The 18642-nt window shown below is 71.7% G+C and carries 17 protein-coding genes; 7 read left to right on the forward strand and 10 right to left on the reverse strand.

The features are described from left to right. Positions 1–14 precede the first annotated feature (14 nt). Both CLV43_RS06110 and CLV43_RS06115 read left to right on the forward strand, forming a co-directional pair. On the forward strand, positions 15–1457 hold the full coding sequence (locus CLV43_RS06110; protein ID WP_245886190.1) for a hypothetical protein: 1443 nt from the start codon (positions 15–17) through the stop codon (positions 1455–1457). 47 nt (positions 1458–1504) lie between these two features. Continuing rightward, positions 1505–2656, forward strand: coding sequence for a GNAT family N-acetyltransferase (locus CLV43_RS06115; protein WP_106186085.1), 1152 nt, complete (start codon positions 1505–1507; stop codon positions 2654–2656). 48 nt (positions 2657–2704) lie between these two features. Here the strand turns inward: CLV43_RS06115 and CLV43_RS06120 are convergent, their stop codons facing one another. Then, positions 2705–4147, reverse strand: coding sequence for an amino acid permease (locus CLV43_RS06120; protein ID WP_106186774.1), 1443 nt, complete (start codon positions 4145–4147; stop codon positions 2705–2707). A gap of 364 nt (positions 4148–4511) precedes the next feature. Here CLV43_RS06120 and CLV43_RS06125 point away from each other — a divergent pair, with 364 nt between their 5' ends. Beyond that, on the forward strand, positions 4512–6080 hold the full coding sequence (locus CLV43_RS06125) for a discoidin domain-containing protein (protein ID WP_106186086.1): 1569 nt from the start codon (positions 4512–4514) through the stop codon (positions 6078–6080). On the opposite strand, the gene CLV43_RS06130 is transcribed toward CLV43_RS06125, so the two are convergent. Together CLV43_RS06130 and CLV43_RS06135 are read right to left on the reverse strand one after the other, a co-directional pair. After that, positions 6074–6406: an STAS domain-containing protein gene (locus tag CLV43_RS06130; RefSeq protein ID WP_146174654.1), complete on the reverse strand. Its 333-nt coding sequence runs from the start codon at positions 6404–6406 to the stop codon at positions 6074–6076. The two genes, CLV43_RS06125 and CLV43_RS06130, sit on opposite strands and share 7 nt — an antisense overlap. A gap of 108 nt (positions 6407–6514) precedes the next feature. Then, a complete protein-coding gene (locus CLV43_RS06135; protein WP_106186088.1) occupies positions 6515–6895 on the reverse strand; it encodes a helix-turn-helix domain-containing protein in 381 nt (126 codons plus the stop codon). 485 nt (positions 6896–7380) lie between these two features. Here CLV43_RS06135 and CLV43_RS06140 point away from each other — a divergent pair, with 485 nt between their 5' ends. After that, positions 7381–8133: a GAF and ANTAR domain-containing protein gene (locus tag CLV43_RS06140; RefSeq protein WP_106186089.1), complete on the forward strand. Its 753-nt coding sequence runs from the start codon at positions 7381–7383 to the stop codon at positions 8131–8133. A gap of 336 nt (positions 8134–8469) precedes the next feature. Here the strand turns inward: CLV43_RS06140 and CLV43_RS06145 are convergent, their stop codons facing one another. Together CLV43_RS06145 and CLV43_RS06150 are read right to left on the reverse strand one after the other, a co-directional pair. Beyond that, positions 8470–10050, reverse strand: coding sequence for a hypothetical protein (locus CLV43_RS06145; RefSeq protein WP_106186090.1), 1581 nt, complete (start codon positions 10048–10050; stop codon positions 8470–8472). Continuing rightward, on the reverse strand, positions 10047–11864 hold the full coding sequence (locus tag CLV43_RS06150) for a flavin-containing monooxygenase (protein WP_106186091.1): 1818 nt from the start codon (positions 11862–11864) through the stop codon (positions 10047–10049). The genes CLV43_RS06145 and CLV43_RS06150 overlap by 4 nt, the downstream gene beginning before the upstream one ends. A gap of 388 nt (positions 11865–12252) precedes the next feature. On the opposite strand from CLV43_RS06150, the gene CLV43_RS06155 reads away from it, so the two are divergent. Together CLV43_RS06155 and CLV43_RS46995 are read left to right on the forward strand one after the other, a co-directional pair. Continuing rightward, positions 12253–13569 carry an MFS transporter gene (locus tag CLV43_RS06155; protein ID WP_106186775.1) on the forward strand — a complete coding sequence of 439 codons (1317 nt, stop codon included), beginning with the start codon at positions 12253–12255 and terminating at the stop codon, positions 13567–13569. Further along, positions 13566–13760 carry an SDR family oxidoreductase gene (locus CLV43_RS46995; RefSeq protein ID WP_146174655.1) on the forward strand — a complete coding sequence of 65 codons (195 nt, stop codon included), beginning with the start codon at positions 13566–13568 and terminating at the stop codon, positions 13758–13760. Before CLV43_RS06155 ends, CLV43_RS46995 begins: the two co-directional genes overlap by 4 nt. Before the next feature lie 55 nt (positions 13761–13815). Here CLV43_RS46995 and CLV43_RS06160 read toward each other — a convergent pair whose 3' ends face one another. From CLV43_RS06160 to CLV43_RS06180, 5 genes are all read right to left on the reverse strand, one after another. Further along, positions 13816–15039, reverse strand: a complete 1224-nt coding sequence (locus tag CLV43_RS06160; RefSeq protein WP_106186092.1) for a cytochrome P450 — start codon at positions 15037–15039, stop codon at positions 13816–13818. Between the two features lie 100 nt (positions 15040–15139). Beyond that, positions 15140–15331 (reverse strand): ferredoxin, encoded by a 192-nt coding sequence (locus CLV43_RS06165; protein WP_106186093.1) that lies wholly within the window; start codon positions 15329–15331, stop codon positions 15140–15142. Between the two features lie 121 nt (positions 15332–15452). Further along, positions 15453–16142 carry a TetR/AcrR family transcriptional regulator gene (locus CLV43_RS06170; protein ID WP_425445730.1) on the reverse strand — a complete coding sequence of 230 codons (690 nt, stop codon included), beginning with the start codon at positions 16140–16142 and terminating at the stop codon, positions 15453–15455. A gap of 163 nt (positions 16143–16305) precedes the next feature. Continuing rightward, positions 16306–16956, reverse strand: a complete 651-nt coding sequence (gene lexA, locus CLV43_RS06175) for a transcriptional repressor LexA (RefSeq protein WP_106186094.1) — start codon at positions 16954–16956, stop codon at positions 16306–16308. Positions 16957–17084: 128 nt separating this feature from the next. Further along, positions 17085–17975: a cyclase family protein gene (locus CLV43_RS06180; protein ID WP_106186095.1), complete on the reverse strand. Its 891-nt coding sequence runs from the start codon at positions 17973–17975 to the stop codon at positions 17085–17087. A gap of 66 nt (positions 17976–18041) precedes the next feature. Here CLV43_RS06180 and CLV43_RS06185 point away from each other — a divergent pair, with 66 nt between their 5' ends. After that, the gene (locus CLV43_RS06185; RefSeq protein WP_106186096.1) at positions 18042–18626 is read left to right on the forward strand and encodes a TetR/AcrR family transcriptional regulator; all 585 of its coding nucleotides are present in this window, start codon (positions 18042–18044) and stop codon (positions 18624–18626) included. Positions 18627–18642: the final 16 nt, after the last annotated feature.

An 18642-nucleotide genomic window follows, 5' to 3' on the forward strand; every position in this document is an offset into this window, starting at 1 on the left:
AGGGAGGGCACGCGATGGCCAACGGGATCGACCGCCGCACGCTGCTGCGGGGTGTCGCGGGGGCCGTCGCGGTCCCCGCACTGCTCAGCCAGGCGACGGCGACGGCCGACCGCGCGCCGACGCCGTTCGACCTGCACTTCGAGATCGCCCACCAGTTCCGCCCGTTCGACCTCATCGCCCCTCGGTTCCAGCAGTACGACAAGCGGGCCGCCCCGGCGTCGGACAAGCTGGTCAGGACCGGGGTGCGGCCGCGGGCGCCGTTCGGGACGGTGCTGGTCGAGGTGCGCTCCGGTGCCGCGGTCGCGGGCCTCGCGGGTGGCGGCACGTCCGTGCTGGGCACCGTCGACCCGGTCGCGGGCCGGGCCACCATCGAGGTCACCGCAGGCGGGACGACCACGGTGGTGAAGTCGGCCGCGGTCACCGTGTCCGGGTCCTACGGGCTGGCCGTCGTGGTGAACGAGAACGCGGTGACCGTGCTCGTGGACGGTCAGCCGGTGCTGACCGAGCGCGACGGCGTGCGGGCGCTGGTCGACCTGCGCGTGCCCGCGGTGCTGGGCGGGCTCGACTACGCCTACGGCGGTCGCGGCCAGGTGCGGCTCGGCCGGGTGCGGGCCGGGTACTACGGGCAGGCCGGGGTGCGCGACCCGCACGTGGTGCAGCACGCCGACGGCAGGCCGTTCATCCGCGACGGCAAGCTGTACCTGACGATGACCAACGCCGGGCTCGGGTTCTTCCAGCAGGCGCACTGGGCGGTGTGGACGCTGGACCTGGCCGACCCGACCCGCGTGGAGCAGGTCGCGGCCCTGTTCTTCGCCCGCGACGGGGTCGTCCTCGGCGACCACGCGGGCCAGATCGTCTACGACGACCGCACCCGCCGGTTCATCCTGCTGATGAGCTCCTGGGGCGACTTCGACTTCAAGGGCGTGCACGTCCGGCACGCCACCACGCGGGCGGACGTGCTGTCCGGGGTGCACGTCATCCCCACCGAACAGCTCGCGCTGCCCACCTCCGTCAGCTCGTGGGACCCGGCGCTGACGCTCGTGGACGGCCGCTGGCGGCTGGCGTTCGTGGAGAGCGAGGCCCAGCAGCCCGCGTTCGTGTTCCACCCCGCGCTGGCGACCGGGCCGCCGGGCGCCGACTACGCCGAGTCGCTGACCCTGGTCGGCGCCGACCGGACCGTCGACCAGACCGAGGGCACGATCATCCAGCGCGTCGGCGGCAGGTGGTACCTGTTCGCCAGCGACGGCGACGCCCGCGAGTACCCGGTCTACGACCTCTCCTCGATGGCCAAGCTCGGCGAGCTCGACGCCCCGTACGGCACCAACATCCCGCACCCGGTGCTGCTGCCGGTCGGCCGGGACTGGTGGTTGGTCACCTTCGACGGGACCCAGTTCGCCGAGCCCGTGCTCGGCTACGGCGGTCACGGCGACCTGATCGTCATGCGCGCTCGGGGGTAGCGGAAAACCGCTGGCACTCCGGGGGCCGGGGTCGGGACACTCGGGGGATGGAGCTGCGCACGGCCGGACCTGGTGACCTGGAGCAGATCGCCGCCCTGCTGGCGGAACGGGGCGAGCAGGAGGACGCGCTGGACCACCGGCTCGTCGTGGACGACCCCGACCAGGGCTGGGAGTCCTGCGCGGTGGTGGTCGACGGCGACCGGGTCGTCTCCACGCTGACGCTGCTCGACGAGACCCTGGTGCTGGGCGGGGTGGAGATCCCGGCGGGCCAGGTCGAGCTGGTCGCCACCGACCGCGAGTACGAGGGCCGCGGCCTGGTGCGGCGGCTGATGGCGTGGGCGCACGAGCGCTCCGCCGCCCGCGGGCACCTGGCCCAGGTGATGGTCGGGATCCCGTACTTCTACCGCCAGTTCGGCTACACCTACGCCATCCCGATCCCGCCGACCCGCCCGGTCGCCACGCCGCCGCCCGCGGTCGCGGGGCACGTGGTGCGGCGGGCGGAGGTCGACGACATCAAGGTCATGGCGGCGTTGCAGGACGGCCTCCAGGCCGATCTCGACCTGCGGATGCCGCACTCGGCGGCGTGCTGGCGCTGGCTGGTGGCGCGCGAGGGCAGCACGCTCTGGGTCGTCGAGCGCGACGGCGTCCCGGTCGGCACCGGCAGGTCCGCCGACTCCCAGCTCACCGAGGTCGCCGCCGTGGACGCCGCCGCCGAGCAGGCGCTGCTGCACCACGTCCTCGGCCTCGGTCCGGAGGACGAGGTCGAGGTCGAGGTCACCGACCGGCCCGGCAACCGGCTGGCGCCGTTCCTCGGGCCGCCGCCGCGGAACGCGGAGATGTACTGCTCGCGGGTGGCCGATCCCGCCAAGCTCCTGGAACACCTGCGTCCGCTGCTGTCCCGACGCGCGGACGGCTACGACGGCGACGTCGTGGTCTCGTTCTTCCGCTCGCACGTGCGCTTCCGCTGCACCGACGGGCAGGCCGGGCCGATGACCGCCGGCGGTGTGCTGGCCGGACCGGCGTCCGTCGGCGGCGCGGGCGTGGCCCCCGACCTCGTGCCCGCCCTGCTGTTCGGTCCGCTGGGCATCGAAGGCCTCGCCGAACGGCACCCGGACGTCTACCCCGGACCGGCGCGCGAGCTCATGGCCGCGCTGTTCCCGCCGGTCCGCGCCGACCTGCTGACCTACTACGTGCCGTGACGCGGACGTGGCCACCGCCTCCCGGTGGCCACGTCCGCGGGCCGCCGGTCAGACCGAGTCCAGGTCCCGTTCGATCGCCGCCAGCTCCTCCGGCGTGCCCTGGACCTTGGGGCCGGTGAACCACTTCCGGGCGGAGACCAGCCACCACACGCCCGCGAAGCCGAGCACCACGAGCACCGCGATCGGCGTGTAGTTGAACGACTTCGCGGTCACCGGGCTCGCCTGCGGCAGCATGAACAGCACGCTGATGAAGACGACCCAGACCACGGCGACGACGCCGATCGGCTTGCTCCACCGGCCGAGGTGCCACGGTCCGCGCTGGAACCGGTCGCCCTGCAGCAGCCGGAGCAGCGTCGGCATGACGTAGGCGATGTAGAGGCCGATCACCGCGATCGACGTGACCGCCGCGTAGGCGGTGGGGTTCCACAGGTACGGCAGGCCGAGCACGAACGCGCCGCCCGCGGCCAGCCAGATGGCGTTCGTGGGCGTCCGGGTGCGCTTGTTGATCTTGTGCCAGAACTTCGACGCGGGCAGCGCGCCGTCGCGGGAGAACGCGTAGATCATCCGCGAGTTCGCCGTCACCGACGACATGCCGCAGAACAGCTGCGCGCCGATCGCGATCAGCAGCAGCAGCTTGCCACCCGTCGCGCCGAGCGCGTCGATGAAGATCTGCGCGGGCGGCACGCCGGTCGAGCTGCCGATCGCGCCGTCGTAGTCCTGGATGGCGAAGGTGATGCCCACCAGCAGGACCCAGCCCGCGACCAGCGAGACCACGATGGACATCACGATGCCGCGCGGACCGCTGCGGGCCGCGTCGTGCGTCTCCTCGGTCATGTGCGCCGAGGCGTCGTAGCCGGTGAAGGTGTACTGCGCCAACAACAAGCCCAGCAGACCGACGTACAGCGGCGAGGTCCACCCGGTGTTGTTGACGAACGTTGTGAACACGTAGCTCGCCGACTGGTGCTCGGACGGGATGAACACCAGCGCGCCGACGATCACCAGCACGCCGACGATGTGCCACCACACGCTGATGTCGTTGAGCAGCGACACCAGCTTCACGCCGAAGGTGTTCAGCAGGCCGTGCAGCACCAGCACCAGGCCGAAGATCAGGATCGTGTGGGCCGGCGTCGCGGCGAACCCGAACTGCAGGTCCAGGAACGCGTTGATGAAGAACGCAGCGCCGAAGTCGATGCCCGCCGTCACCGCGACCTGGCCGAGGAAGTTGAACCACCCGGTGAACCACGACCACGCCGCGCCGTTGCTCGGCGCCAGCTTCGCCGCCCAGTAGTACAGCCCGCCCGCCGTCGGGAAGCTGGAGCACACCTCGGCCATCGCCAGGCCGACGACCAGCGTCATCAGCCCCACGAACGGCCAGCCCCACACGATCAGCGCGGGCCCGCCGGTGTTCATCCCGAACCCGTACAGGGTCAGGCACCCGGACAGGATCGAGATGATCGTGAAGGACACCGCGAAGTTCGAGAACCCGGACATGGTGCGGGACAGCTCTTGGGCGTAACCGAGCTCGTGCAACCGCTTCTCGTCAGCGGACTGTGGTGCGGCCGGACTGTCGACTTCGTCGCTCACCGGTGTCCTCCTCGATGCAGAGGGTCAGGCAGGTCCGTCTTATGGGCAAAACCCGATCCATTTGCTCGCTGCGGACCAGGCGTGTCAAGAGAGCCGCCGCCGATCGTTACAGTCGACGCTCCCGTTTAACCGGAGCGCGCGGGCGTCCCAGGTGGATGACCACCTCCCCCGCGGCTGTGAAGCGTCAACGGAGACCGGTCGTCAGGGGTCTTCCCGGACTGCCGGGCGCGTTGGGAGGCTTGCCGTTGCGGACCACTCGGGAGGCGCCCCCATGACCGTCCTGGACACATCGCGGAACCGGCACCGGCTCGTGCTCGGCGCGGTGCTCCTCGGCCTGTTCGCCGGATTCCTCACCGGCGCGGTGCCGCGGGCCGCGGCGGCGGACGCGGTGGTGTCGCAGGGCAAGCCGGTGACGGCGTCGTCGACCGAGTCGGCGGGCACGGCGGCGGCAGCGGCGGTCGACGGGAACGACGGCACGCGGTGGTCGAGCGCGTTCTCGGCGGAGCAGTGGTTCCAGGTCGACCTCGGCGCCGCGACGACGGTCAGCCAGGTCGCGGTGAACTGGGAGAGCGCGTACGCGAAGGCGTTCACGATCCGGCTGTCGACCGACGGGAGCACCTTCACCCCGGCGTACTCGACGACGACCGGGACCGGCGGCAGGCAGGACATCGCGGTGAGCGGCACCGCGCGGTACGTGCGGATCGACCTCACCGGGCGGGCGCTGCCGTCCTACGGCTACTCGATGTGGGAGTTCCAGGTCCGCGGCACGGCCACCGCCACCCGCGCGGTCGCCGACGTGGCGCTGGTCAACAACGCGTCGCGCAAACCGGTGCTCGGGCTGAGCCCGCTGGTCGACGGCTCGGTGGTCGACCTGACCCGCCTGGCCAACCGCGGCCTGAGCCTGCGGGCGACGCTCGCCAACGGCGTCACCGCGGGCAGCGTCGGCTTCACCCTGGTGGGCGCCAAGGGATCGACGTACACGCGCACCGAGAACACCGCGCCCTACTTCCTGTGCAACGACTACGTCGACTGCCCGCTGCTGGCCACCGCCGACTCGTACGCGCTGACCGTCCAGGCCTACTCGGGCGCCAACGCGTCGGGGCCGCTGGGGGCGCCGTTCACGGTGCGGTTCAGCGTCTCGGCGACGGCCGTGGCCCCCGCCCCGGTGGACGTCCTGTTCGTCGGCAACAGCCTGATCGGCACGGCGACCACCGCGACCGGCGCGGACACGCCGAAGGTGGTGCAGCAGCTGGCGACCGCGGCGGGCCGCACGCTGCGGTTCACCGAGGTGGTCCACTTCGGCAACACGCTCCAGCAGACGTGGGACGGCGGCGAGGTCGCGGCCGCGCTGAGCGGGTCGACGAAGTACGACTACGTCGTGCTGCAGGAGTACAGCACCCTGGTCGCCACCGACCCGGCCGCTGCGGCCCGCACCCTGGTGGACACCTACTCCCCCACCTTCGGCCGGGCGCTCAAACCGGGAGGCAAGGTGGTGCTGTTCAAGAACTGGGCGCTCGTGGACCCGGCGCCGTTCCCCAGCCGGGCCGCCAACGTCGCCGCGATCGACACCAACTACGCCGCGCTGTCGACCGGACTGCCGACGCCGAACGCGCTCGCGCCGATCAGCGAGGAGTTCGAGGCGCTGGTCGCCGCGAAGGGCACGTCGTACCTGATCGTCGCCGACGGCAAGCACCCCAACGACACCGCGATCTACCTGGACGCCGCTACGCTGTACGGGATCCTGTTCCGCGAGTCGCCGCGCGCCCTCGGCCCGCTCTACCTCGCCCCGGCGACGGCGACGTCCCTGCGGGAGGTGGCCGCCACCGCGATCGGCTACTGACGACCGGTCGCGGCCGCCACCGTCGGGAAGAGCGGCAGCTCGGTGTCCGTCCCGGCGAGCGCCACCACCCTGGCCACCTGCCGGGAGCCGACGACCCGGAGGTCGACGCCGCGGTGGGGTGCCGCCAGGACGCAGGCGAGCCCCACCGAGTCGCAGAACGTGATGCCCGTCAGGTCCAGCACCACGACGCCGGACGTGGCGTCGAGCCGGGACAGGCGTTCGTCGAGCGCCCGCGCGGTGTTCGCGTCCAGCTCGCCCGTGGCGGTGACGACCGTGGCGCCAGGGGTGCGGTCGACCCCGACGACCAGGTCGTCCTTCGACGTCATCAGCACGGAACGTCCTCTCTGTCGTGTGCTTCCGCGTGCCGCTGGGCCCGGCGCCCGCCAGGCCCTTCGTCCTCTTGTCGTGCGTTGTCAGGGGGGACCGGTTCCCGGTCAGACGCCCCGCAGCGGTGGGTAGGGGTCGCCCGGCCGGTGCGCGGGCTTGTTGGCGTCCCTGGCTTCCTGGAGCTGGTCCTCCAGGGTCACGATGCGGCAGGCCGCGTCCAGCCCGGTGCCCCGGTCGACCAGCTCGCGCACGCGCGCGGCCAGCCGCAGCTGGTGGCGGGAGTAGCGCCGGTGGCCGCCGCTGGAGCGCTGCGGCTCGATCAGCTTCGCCTCGTCCAGGCTGCGCAGGAAACCCGCCGTGGTGTTGAGCATCTCCGCCGCCCGGCCCATCGTGTAGGCGGGGTAGTGGTCGTCGTCGAACTTCTCCGCCGCCGTCTGCGGTGGGGGTACCGCGTTCGGCGGGTGCTGCCGGTCGTCCTCTGCTGTCATCGAGCCTCCGCGCCACGAGGAGCCCCGGTGCCGTGGCACCGGGGCTCCAGGATTGTGGGTTTCACTGCCATCGATCGGCCAGCAGGCCGATCTCCTCTTTCCGCTTCGTCCGCCCGAGTGGCGGGAACAGCGGGGATCGCTTGTGCGTAACCGAAGACCACCTTCCAATCCGATGGGAAAGCCCTATCCGACGGGACTGCGGTACCCGCCCGGCGCTATCGGCCGAAGGCAGGCGATCCGATGGTGTGCAACCCTCCCCTTCTCCTCTGGTGATCAGGCCCGCGGGCCTGATCCTGTCGTCCAACGAGGAGGACACTACCCACCACCATCCGCGAATGTCTACCCTCGCCGGCACAGATTTGCTCGATCGGGTGACTCAGGCCTTCTCACCTGCGGCAACGAGGTAGTCGACAGGGCCTTCGGCCCGTGTCGCCGCCCGCCCCACCGGGTACACCGTGGGGCACACGACGAGGAGGGCAGGCGGGATGGCGGAGCAGAACGGGTCGGGAGACCCGGTGACCGAACAGCTCGTCCGGCAGCTCGACGACGTGACCGGCGCGGTGGAACGGCTGTCGCGGACCCTCGACCAGGACGAGGACCTCGACGTCATCCTGCGCAGGGTGTGCCTCCAGGCCATCCACGCGATCCCCGAGGCCGACCTGGCGACGGTGACCATGGTCGGCGACGGCACGCCGAAGACCGCCGCGGTGAGCCACGACCACGCCGTCCACCTGGACGGCCACCAGTACCGGTCGGGGCAGGGACCGTGCCTGGAGTCGGCGCGCACCAAGAAGGTGGTTCGGGTGTCGGTGACCGAAGCCCACCAGCGGTGGCCCGCGTTCGCCTCCTCGGCCGCCGGGTCGGGAGTCGCGAGCTTCCTGTCCGCGCCCCTGTTCATCGACGAGGAGTACCACGGGTCGCTGAACCTGTACGGGGAGAAGGAACACGGGTTCCACGCGCTCGACGCGGCGCTGCTGGAGCTGTACACGGCGGCGGCCGAAGCGGCGCTGCGGGCGGCCCGGAGGTACCGGCAGAGCCTGGAGCACATCGGGCAGCTGAAGGAGGCGCTGGGCTCCAGGGCGGTGATCGACCAGGCCAAGGGGATCCTGATGGCGGTGCGGAGGGTGGACGCGGAGGTGGCGTTCCGGTTGCTGGTGGAGCAGTCGCAGAGGGAGAACGTGAAGGTGAGGGAGTTGGCGGTGAGGTTTGTGGCTACGGCGGTGGAGGTTGGGGGGTAGGGGGTGGTTCGGGGAGTCGGTGGCGGGGGTCATGGACGGGGTATCGGTGCGGTGGTTTCTTGGGGGGGGTGTCGCTACAGCTGTCTCCGGGTGCGGTCGGCTTGACTTGGGGCCCCTTTTTTGGGCTTCGTCGGGCGAAAAAGGGCAGGTGGTAGAGCCTGCCCGCCGCCGCAAGTTTAAGCCCAAAAACCCCAAGTCAAGCCGACCGCACCAGCGGACGAGCATGCTCGCTTCCAGCTTCGTTGGGGACTTATGTGTTTGTTCCGGCGTTGGTGGGCCGCTTGTGTGTTTGTTCCAGCGTTGGTGGGCCGTTTGCTCGCCGTTTGTGGTGGTTGCCTATTGCACGGGTGGGGATAGGTGGATGACTGTGCCTTCGCCGTTGGCTGATAGGTAGAGCGAGCCGTCCGGTGCGGTTGCCAGGCCGGCGAATTGGCGTGGGATGCCTGGGATGCCGTGGGTGAAGAGGGCGGGTTCGGGGTCTGGGCGGGTGGGGCCTGGGGGTTGGCCGACAGGGAGGTTTTCGGCCTCGATCCTCGTTTGGCCGGTGGTGATGTCGATGGCGGTCAGCCGTCGTTTTCCGACTTCCACGGTGAGCAGTTCGTGGCCGTGCACGACGAGGCCCTGTGGGGTGTCGAGGTCTTCGGCCACGGGGGTTGGTTTGCCGTGTTCGAGGCGGGAGACGGTGCCGCGGAGGTCGTCGGTGACGTAGCAGCGTTGGGCGGAGTCGAGTGCGACGTCGACGGGGCGGTCGAGGCCGTCGGCCAGTACTTCGACGGTGTCGTGTTCGTCGATGGTGAGGACGCGGCCCGTGCCGGACTCGGCGATCACGAGGGTGCCGTCCTCGCGGGTGGTGATGCCGGTGGGGCGGTTGAGGTTCCTGGCGCGGGTGCGGAAGGTGCCGGTGGTCGGGTCGTAGGTGCGGACGTCGCCGTACTGGGAGGTCAGGTGGAACAGGGGGCCGTCGGCGGTGATGCCGTGGACGAAGGTCGTGAGCTCGTGGGTGGTGCCGTCGGTGGGGTCGACCATGCGGTAGTGGTCGGCGGCGCGGACGGTGCCCGCGAGGTCGACGGTGACGCCGTAGGGGCCGTCCAGGCCGTGGGGGACGACGGGTCTGGTGCGGCCGTCGGGGTGCAGTTCGGTGATGCCGCCGCCGGCGAAGCTGGAGACGAACATGCGGTTGTCGTCGTCGAACGCGGCGTTGTCCAGGCCGACCACGCCGCTGGCGACGACGGTCCGGTCGCCGGAGCCGAAGAGGTCGAGGCGGGTGACGATGCCGGTGGCGCCGCGGGACAGCACCACCAGGGTGCCGTCGAGGGAGAAGCGGACGGCGACCGGTTCGTGCACGTCCTCGGCGACCAGCTCGGGTGGGCCGCCGTCGAGCGGGACGCGGAAGACCTCGCCGGTCGACATGTGCGGGTAGTAGAGGCAGCCGTCAGGGCCGAGCTGCATGGCGTTGCCCATGGCCAGGTCGTCGGCGAGCACGAGCGGGTCGCCGCCGTCCGGGAACAGCTCCAGCAGGCGGCCGCCCGGCCGCATCTCGTTGACGAACAGCCGGTCGCCGACGCAGGTGATCCCGTTCGGCACGGCGACCTGGTCGGTCACCAGGGTGAACCCGCCCCGCGGATCGCGCCGCCAGACCCGGCCGGGGACCAGGTCGGTGATGTACATGGACCCGTCCGCGCCGAACGCGAGGTCGTCGGGTGCCTGGACGGGGCCGTCCAGTGGGACGACCACCTCGACGTCGCCGGAGGCGAGGTCGACGGCGCTGATCTGCCCGGCGAGGAACTGGGCGACGTGCAGCCGCCCGTCCGGCCCGAACGCGACGCCGTTGGAGCCCCACAGCGGGTTCGGCGGGGTGAGCCTGCGCACGGTCCGCGAGGCGCTCGTGGGCTCGACGTGCCCGTAGCGGTTGCTCATTCGGCCACGACCATGACGTCGTCCATGCCGCCGTCGGCGCGCCAGCGCCTGAGCTCCTCGTGGAACGCGACGGGCCCGTCGACGAAGGACTCGCGGCGCTGCCGGGGCTTGCCCTCGTTGTTGTAGTAGCCGGGGGTGCACTCGGCCTGGAACCTGTGCAGGTCCGGGGCGTTGGCGCGGATACCGGCGACCCAGGCGCCCTCGGCCTCCGGGCTCGGCTCGACGTACCTGGCCTTGCGCTCACGGGCCTCCTCGATCACCGCGGCGACGTGGGACGCCTGCTCGTCGAGGATGTGCACGAAGTTCACCGAGCTCGCGTTCTGCAGCGGGCCGAGGTGGAAGAGGTTCGGGAAGTTGTGGCTGTAGAACCCGTGCAGCGTCTTCGGGCCCTGCCCCCAGTACTCGGTGAGCGCGACGCCGCCGCGGCCGTGCACGGGCAGCAGTCCGGCCAGGACACCGGAGACGCCGACCTCGAACCCGGTCGCGAAGACGATGCAGTCGACCTCGTACTCGCGGCCGCCGACCACCACGGCGTTCCCGGTGATGCGCTCCACCCCGCCGTGGTCGGCGGTGTCGACCAGGGTGACGTTCGGACGGTTGAACGTCTCCAGGTAGTGGTCGCTGAACGTGGGCCGCTTGCACATGTACCGGTACCAGGGCTTGAGGAGCTCGGCGGTGGCCGGGTCGGCGACCACGGCGTCCACCCGGTCGCGGACCTCGTTCATCTTCTGGAAGTCCACGATCTCGTCCACCTGCTCGCGCTGCTCGCGGGAGAGATCCGCGTAGGCGTTGCTGGGGATGAGGTTCTGCAGCAGCCGGGCGCTGCCGGTCCAGCCGTCGGCCACCAGGTCCTCCTCGGCGTGCCCGCCGGTGACGATCCCGAGGAAGTTGTCCATCCGGCGGCGCTGCCAGCCGGGGGTGAGCGACCGCGCCCACTCCGGGTCGGTGGGGCGGTTGCCGCGGACGTCGACCGAGGACGGCGTGCGCTGGAACACGTAGAGGTGCTCGGCGTCGCGACCGAGGTGCGGCACGACCTGGATCGCGGTCGCGCCGGTCCCGATGACGGCGACGCGCTTGTCCCCCAGCTTGTCCAGCCCGCCGTCCGCGGAGCCGCCGGTGTAGTCGTAGTCCCAGCGGCTGGTGTGGAACGCCTTGCCCGCGAACGTCTCCAGGCCGGGGATGCCGGGCAGCTTGGCGCGGCTCAGGGTGCCGCTGGACACCACCGCGTAGCGCGCCCTCATCCGGTCGCCGCGGTCGGTGGTGACGATCCACTCCGAGGTGTCGTCGTCCCAGCGGAGTCCGGTCACGCGGGTCTGGAAGCAGGTGTCGCGGTAGAGGTCGAAGTGCCGGGCGACCGCCCGCGAGTGCTGCCGGATCTCCTCCCCAGGCGCGTACTTCCACTTCGGGACGTAGCCGACCTCCTCGAGCAGCGGGAGGTAGACGTAGGACTCGATGTCGCAGTGGATGCCGGGGTAGCGGTTCCAGTACCAGGTCCCGCCGAAGTCGGCGGCCTCGTCGACCACCCGGATGTCCTCGACACCGGCCTGGCGCAGACGCGCGCCCGCGAGCAGTCCGCCGAACCCGGCTCCGACCACGACCACCTCGACCCGGTCCTCCAGGGGTGCCCTGGTGAGCTCCCGGTCGGCGTGCGGGTCGTCGGCGTACGAGCTGAGCCCGCCGTCGACACGCCGGTACTGCGCGCTGCCGTCCGGGCGGATCCGGCGGTCGCGCTCGGCGCGGTACCGGGCGCGGAGCTCCTCCGGGTCGAAGCCGAGCTCGGCGGGGACGACGGGCGAGGTCTGTGGCGTGGACATGCACACCTCTCTGCTGCGCTGGATGGCACGAGGGTGTTCGCGGCGCCGCGAACGGGATCGGGCGGACGATCTTCGGCCTCGATGGATCCAGCTAACCGAGTTCCCGAGTTTGAGTCAAATGACTGACTTAAAAGCGCAGGTGGTGGCGTTCCGTCATCGACCGACCCCGGCGCGTCACGGCGGATGACCTGCGCCACGGCCCCGTCGCGCTAAGTCAAGCGGCTGCTTTAATCATGGCGAACCAAGTCGCACACACGACCGGAGGCCGCTCGTGCCGTCCACACCATCCATCGCGCGGGCCGAACCGCCCGGCGCACCGGCCATCGAGGTGAGGCGGCCCAACGTCGTCGTCTCCGTGCTCGCGTTCGCGGGCGTCACGGTGGCGCTGATGCAGACCGTCGTCATCCCGCTGGTCCCCCGGCTGCCCGCGCTGCTGGGCTCCACGGCCGCCGACACCGCCTGGGCGATCACGGCCACGCTGCTGGCCGCCGCCGTCGCGACCCCGACCGTCGGACGGCTCGGCGACATGTACGGCAAGCGCCGCATGCTGCTGGTCAGCCTCGGCCTGCTGGTCGCGGGCTCGGTGCTGGCCGCGCTGAGCACGAGCCTGGCACCGCTGGTCGTGGCGCGGGTCCTCCAAGGCCTCGCCTCCGGCGTGATCCCGCTGGGCATCAGCATCATGCGCGACGAACTGCCCACCGAACGGCTCGGCTCGGCGACCGCGCTGATGAGCGCCTCGCTCGGCGTCGGCGGCGCGCTCGGCCTGCCGGTGGCGACGCTGGTCGCCGACAGCTTCGACTGGCACGTGCTGTTCTGGGGTGCCGCCGGGCTCGGCGTGGTGGCCACGGCACTGGTGGTGGCGCTGGTGCCGGAGTCGTCGGTCCGCACCGGCGGGCGCTTCGACTTCGTCGGCGCGATCGGTCTCACGATCGTCCTGGTGTGCTTCCTGCTGGCCGTGTCCAAGGGCACCTCGTGGGGCTGGACGAGCGGCCTCACGCTCAGCCTGATCGCCGTCGCGGTCGTCGTCCTGCTCGCGTGGGGCCGATGGGAGATGCGCACGAGGGAGCCGCTGGTCGACCTGCGCACCAGCGGGCGCAGGCCGGTGGCGCTGACCAACCTCGCCTCCGCCGTGTTCGGCTTCTCGATGTTCGCGATGTCGCTGGTCCTGCCGCAGCTCCTGCTGCTCCCGGCCGCCACCGGTCACGGCCTCGGCCAGCCGATGTTCGTCGTCGGCCTGGTCCTCGCCCCGTCCGGGCTGGTGATGATGGCGATGGCCCCGGTCTCCGCCCGGATCACCCGCACCAGCGGGCCGCGCACGACGCTGATCGCGGGCACCCTCGTGGTCGCCGCCGGGTACGCGCTCAACCTGCTGCTGATGAGCCAGATCTGGCAGCTGGTGCTCGTCTCGTGCCTGATCGGCGCGGGCATCGGGCTGGCCTACGGCGCGATGCCGTCGCTGATCATGGCCAACGTGCCGGTGTCGGAGACCGCGGCCGCCAACAGCCTCAACACGCTCATGCGGTCCATCGGCACCTCGGTGTCCAGCGCCGTCGCGGGCGTGGTCCTGTCGCAGCTGACCGTCCCGTTCGGACCCGCGGTCGTGCCGTCCCTGGCCGGGTTCCGGGTGATCATCGCGATCGGCGCGGGCGCGGCCCTCGTCGCGGCCGCCGTGGCGGTCTTCATCCCGCGGAAGATCCGGACGTGAGCCTCCGGGGCGACAGAGTGGTCATGCCGCACATGCCCGCCAAGGGCAAGGGCGCGGTCGTCAACACCGCGTCCAAGCACGGCGTCGTGGGCCTGACGAGGTCGCTCGCGGTCGTGTTCCTCGCCTCGGACGCGGCGAGCGACCGCAACGGCGTGGTGCTGCCCGTGGACAACGGGTGGTCGGCGGTCTGACCGCGCGCGTCCGTCCACTCCGCACGGTGCGGAGTGGACGGACGCGGGGACCGGACTACCAGCTCACCGGCAGCTCGTAGACGCCGTAGACGAACCCGTCGTGCTTGAACGGCACCTTCTCGAAGTCGGTGGCCAGCGCCAGGTTCGGCACCCGCCGGTACAGGCTGCGGTAGACGATCTCCAGCTCCAGCCTGGCCAGCGGCTGCCCCAGGCACTGGTGCACCCCGAACCCGAAGGCCACGTGGTGGCGGGCCGAGCGGGTGATGTCGAGCCGGTCGGGGTCCGGGAACGCCTCGGGGTCGCGGTTGGCGATGTCGTTCGGGATCACCAGGCCCTCCCCCGCCTTCACCGGGCAGCCCGCGACCTCCAGGTCCTCCAGCGCCACGCGGCGGCGTCCGCCGTGGGTGATGTTGAGGTAGCGCAGCATCTCCTCGACCGCGCTCCGCGCCAGCGCCGGGTCGTCGGACTCGCGCAGCATCGCCAGCTGGTCGGGGTTGCGCAGCAGCAACGCCGTGCTCAGCGCGATCATGTTCGCGGTGGTCTCGTGACCGGCGATGAGCAGCAGCACGGCCATCTCGGTGGCCTGGCGGACCGTCAGGTCGCCCGCCTTGATCTTCTCGCCCAGCCGGGACAGCAGGTCGTCGCCGGGCTTCTCCAGCTTCCGGGCGACCAGGGCGCCGAGGTACTCCGCGAGCCGGGCGGAGGCGGACGTCCGCTCGTCCGGGGTGGAGTTCCGGTTGATCATGGTCCTGCTGTTGGCCTGGAAGAAGTCGTGGTCGCCGTAGGGGACGTCGAGCAGCTTGCAGATCACCAGCGACGGCACCGGCAGCGCGAACGCCTCCACCAGGTCCGTCGGGTTCGGCCCGGCCAGCATCGCGTCGATCGCGTCGTCGACGATGGCCTGGACCATCGGCCGCATCTCCTCGACCCGCTTCACCATGAACGCCGGGCCCACCATGCGGCGCAGCCGCGCGTGCTCGGGGTCGTCCATGCCGATGAAGCTCAGCGTGCCGCCGCCGCCCGCCGCCTGCCGCGGGTAGGTCGGGTGGGTCATGTCGGCGCTGACCCGCCGGTCGGTGAGCACGGCGCGCTGGTCGGCGTGCCGGGTGACCAGCCACGGGGTGGTGCCGTCCCACAGCTTCACGCGGGTCACGCGCGCCTGCTCCTGCAGCTCGCGCAGGGCGGGCGGCGGGTCGAACGGACAGCCCTCCGCCCTGGGCATCGGGTACTCGGGAACCTCGGCCGGGCTGTGGCCCGCGGGGTCCATCGTGCTCGTCATCGCCTGTCCTTCCGGTGGGACCGCCGCCGTCTCGGGCACGGCGGAGGGCGTCAGTTCGTCGGGGCCGTGGGGTGCGCGCCCCGGTCGGGGGCGATGCCCGTCACGCGAGGGTGATGGCCGCCGCGGGGCACACCTGGACGGCCTCGCGCACCGCCGCGTGCAGGTGCTCGGCGGGCTCGGCGTCCAGCAGCACCACGACGCCGTCGTCGTCGCGCTGGTCGAACACCTCCGGCGCGGACAGCACGCAGGACCCCGCGCCGCAGCACTTGTCCTCGTCCACGAAGACCTTCATCCGTCGCACTCCTTCGCCCCTCGTCAAGCAGATCGATTGAGTCAATCGACTGACTTAATCATGTCCGAAGACAGAGGACGACGCAACGTGATGGGACGACTGCGGAGCGGTCGGCCCGCGGTCAGTCGGAGGCGAGCACCCCGGACGGCTCGTCCACCGTGAACGGGGCGGTCCACAGCCCCGTGATCGCGTCGACGAGCCCGGTCGCCGCCGCGTCCCACGTGGGCCGCGGCGTCGCTCCCCCGTCGGCGAGGGCGCGCTCGCGCTCGGCGAAGACGTGCACGAGGAGGTGGCGGACCATGTGGGCGCGCTCGACGCGCACGTCGGCGGGCATGTCCGGCAGGCAGCGCCCAAGGTTCTCGAGCACCTCGCGCAGCGATGCCTCGGCCAGCGCGTCGTCGGACACGATCCCCTGGAACGCCGGGTCGGTCATGACCTGCGCGCTGAACCGGGCGAACCACGTGGGCTGCCCGAGCGAGGCCAGGTGCCCGGCGAGCGGCCGCACCAGGCAGCCCACCCAGTCGCGGACCTCGCTCGACCCGGCGACGGCCGCCACGGCGTCCACGCGCAGGGCCTCGATCCGCCGGGAGTGCGCGTGCACGATCGCGCGGACGAGGTCGGCCTTGGTGCCGAAGTGGTAGCCGACGGCCGCGTTGTTGCCCTGCCCGGCCGCCGCGCTGATCTGGCGGTTGGACACCGCGTAGAGGCCCTGCTCGGCGAACAGCCGCTCGGCCGTGGTCAGGATCTGGTGACGGGTGGCGCCGACCTGGGCCGCCCGCGGGGTTCTGCCGACATCCACCACCACGGTCACAACCGTACAGGCAGGCGGCGCGGCGCCGCGCCGATCGTCGTCCCGTCATCGACCTGCGTCACGGGCGACCTCCTGCGCGTTCGGCGGTATGACGGACCCAGTCAAACCGGACAGAGCGACCTGAGTCAAGCAACTGATTTAATCACGCTGTCACGACCCCCGGTCAGATGCTGCGCAGCACGGAGACCACCGTGCCGAGCACGACCGCCCGGTCGCCGTCGATGACGCCGTAGGCGGGGTTGCGCGGCTCCAGGTACACGTGGCCGCCGCGCCGCCGGTACACCTTGACGGTCGCCTCGTCGTCGATCATCGCGGCCACGATCTGCCCGGAGTGGGCCTCGGACTCCTGCCGCACCACGACGATGTCACCGTCGCAGATCGCGGCGTCGACCATCGAGTCGCCGCGCACGCGCAGCCCGAACACCCGACCGCGACCGGCCAGCTCGCGCGGCAGCCGCAGCACGTCGTCCACGTGCTGCTCGGCCAGGATCGGGCTGCCCGCCGCGATGTCGCCGACCACCGGGACGCGCACCGAGTCGTCGGCCCGCTCCCCCGAGGACGGCTCGCGCAGGAACATCCGCACGTCGATCGGCCGCGACATCGACGCGCCCCTGCGCAGGAAACCCTTGTCCTCCAGGCTCGCCAGGTGCTTGGACACCGACGACGGCGACCGCAGCCCGACCGCCTCGCCGATCTCGCGCGTGCTCGGCGAGTACCCGTACCGCGTCGACCAGTCCCGGATGGCGACGAGGATCCGCTGCTGGCGCACCGGCAGGGTCGAGGTGTCGAGGTCGAGATCGTCGTAGGCGGTCACCCGCGGAATGGTAAAGGCAGGCGCCCCGTGCCGATGACGCGCGACCGCCGGACGTCCCCGGTGTCCCCCGATCGTGAGTCCGGTGTGGACCGCCGGACCGCGGTCCACACCGGACTCGCGCCACGCCGTCAGAAGATGGCGAGCGGGTTCACCGGAACCCCGGTCAGCCCGAGGAACCTGGGCGGTGCGAAGGACAGCAGGAAGCTGCTCCGCCCCAGTTCCGCGGACACGGCGGCGAGGTCGTCGACCGCCGCGGCGTCGACGAGCGGCATGCCCATCATGGCCAGGCCGATCGCGTGCAGGGGCAGCGGCCGCGCGGGGTCGAGCGGGGGCAGGGCCTCCCCCACGTCGGCGATGAACAGCGAGACGCCGCGGCGGTGCATCCACCGCACGGCGTCGACGCTCATCCCCGGCAGGGGCCCGGACGGGTCGGGCGCCGACCCCCAGCCGCAGCGCACGACGAGGGCGTCGCCGGGTTCGAGCCGCACGCCCTGGCGCTCCTCGGCGGCGTCGAGGTCGACCGAGGTGACCGGGTGGCCCGCGGGCAGCGGTCCGCCCGCGGCGAGGTCCAGGAGCACTCCCCGCGTGACGAAGCCCTCGGCGAACGCCGTCGTGGAGCCGTGGACCGCGCCGGACGCGCCGACGCTCTCCGACCGCGGCCGTCCGGGGTAGACCAGCCCGTCGACGGCGATGTGGCAGAGCGCGTCGACGTGCGTCGACCTCGCGTGGTGGTTGGTGACCACGACCAGGTCCGCCGCCGCCGTCACGGGCGGGGGCGCTTCCGCCAGCACCATCACGTGCTGGACCGCGGAGGACTCGGACGTCTCGGGCACGAACGGGCCGCTGAGGATCGGGGTCGGCCGGATGGGCAGCGCCAGCGACACCGAACGCCCGGTGCGGACCTCGGCGGCGGCTCTCGCGCGGACCTCGTCGGTGATCAGGTTCAGCGTGCCGCGCTCGTCTTCGGCACCCCAGCGCCCCCGGTTGTCCAGCTCGGTGATGTCGATCAGGTCTTCCATGCGGCCGACCCTAGGGGATCTGACTGACAGAATCCAGATTCTGTCAGTCACCTGTATCGTTTGGCGATGACCAAGGACGTGCTGCGGGTGGAGACGATCCTCACGACCACCGAGGACGTCCTGCGCCGCCACGGGCTCGCCAAGGCGACCGTGCTGGACGTGGCGCGCGCGCTCGGGGTGAGCCACGGCAGCGTCTACCGGCACTTCCCGTCGAAGGCGGCGCTGCGCGGGGCCGTGACCAGGCGCTGGCTCACCCGCGCACGAGCCGTCCTCGCGACCATCGCCGCGAGCGACGACCCCGCGCCCGAACGGCTGAGCCGCTGGCTCACCGCCGCGTTCGAGAGCAAGCGCGCGAAGGCGCTGGACGACCCCGAGTTGTTCGAGACCTACCGGACGCTGGCGGTCGAGCACACCGACGTGGTCGAGGAGCACGTCACCGAGCTGCTCGCCCAGCTCAGGGCGATCGTCGAGGCGGGCCTCGCGTCCGGCGACTTCGCCCCCACACCGCCCGACGTGGCGGCGCGGGCCGTCTTCGACGCGGTGGCCCGGTTCCAGCACCCCCTGCTCGCCTCGGAGTGGGCGCGGCCGGGGATCGGGGCGGAGTTCGACGGGGTCCTCGGGCTGGTCGTCCGCGGCCTGCTCGCGCGGTAGTTCGGGGCGCTCGGGC

This window comes from Umezawaea tangerina (assembly GCF_003002815.1).
In the GTDB taxonomy this organism is placed as follows: domain Bacteria; phylum Actinomycetota; class Actinomycetes; order Mycobacteriales; family Pseudonocardiaceae; genus Umezawaea; species Umezawaea tangerina.

Coding starts and splice junctions, on each gene's coding strand:
- CLV43_RS06115 (WP_106186085.1), top strand. CDS start 1,505: ATGGAGCTGCGCACGGCCGGACCTGGTGACCTGGAGCAGATCGCCGCC.
- CLV43_RS06160 (WP_106186092.1), bottom strand. CDS start 15,039: ATGACGAGCACGATGGACCCCGCGGGCCACAGCCCGGCCGAGGTTCCC.
- CLV43_RS06135 (WP_106186088.1), bottom strand. CDS start 6,895: ATGACAGCAGAGGACGACCGGCAGCACCCGCCGAACGCGGTACCCCCA.
- CLV43_RS06120 (WP_106186774.1), bottom strand. CDS start 4,147: ATGTCCGGGTTCTCGAACTTCGCGGTGTCCTTCACGATCATCTCGATC.
- CLV43_RS06165 (WP_106186093.1), bottom strand. CDS start 15,331: ATGAAGGTCTTCGTGGACGAGGACAAGTGCTGCGGCGCGGGGTCCTGC.
- CLV43_RS06155 (WP_106186775.1), top strand. CDS start 12,253: ATGCAGACCGTCGTCATCCCGCTGGTCCCCCGGCTGCCCGCGCTGCTG.
- CLV43_RS06185 (WP_106186096.1), top strand. CDS start 18,042: ATGACCAAGGACGTGCTGCGGGTGGAGACGATCCTCACGACCACCGAG.
- CLV43_RS06125 (WP_106186086.1), top strand. CDS start 4,512: ATGACCGTCCTGGACACATCGCGGAACCGGCACCGGCTCGTGCTCGGC.
- CLV43_RS06130 (WP_146174654.1), bottom strand. CDS start 6,406: ATGACGTCGAAGGACGACCTGGTCGTCGGGGTCGACCGCACCCCTGGC.
- CLV43_RS06140 (WP_106186089.1), top strand. CDS start 7,381: ATGGCGGAGCAGAACGGGTCGGGAGACCCGGTGACCGAACAGCTCGTC.
- CLV43_RS06145 (WP_106186090.1), bottom strand. CDS start 10,050: ATGAGCAACCGCTACGGGCACGTCGAGCCCACGAGCGCCTCGCGGACC.
- CLV43_RS06110 (WP_245886190.1), top strand. CDS start 15: ATGGCCAACGGGATCGACCGCCGCACGCTGCTGCGGGGTGTCGCGGGG.
- CLV43_RS06150 (WP_106186091.1), bottom strand. CDS start 11,864: ATGTCCACGCCACAGACCTCGCCCGTCGTCCCCGCCGAGCTCGGCTTC.
- CLV43_RS06180 (WP_106186095.1), bottom strand. CDS start 17,975: ATGGAAGACCTGATCGACATCACCGAGCTGGACAACCGGGGGCGCTGG.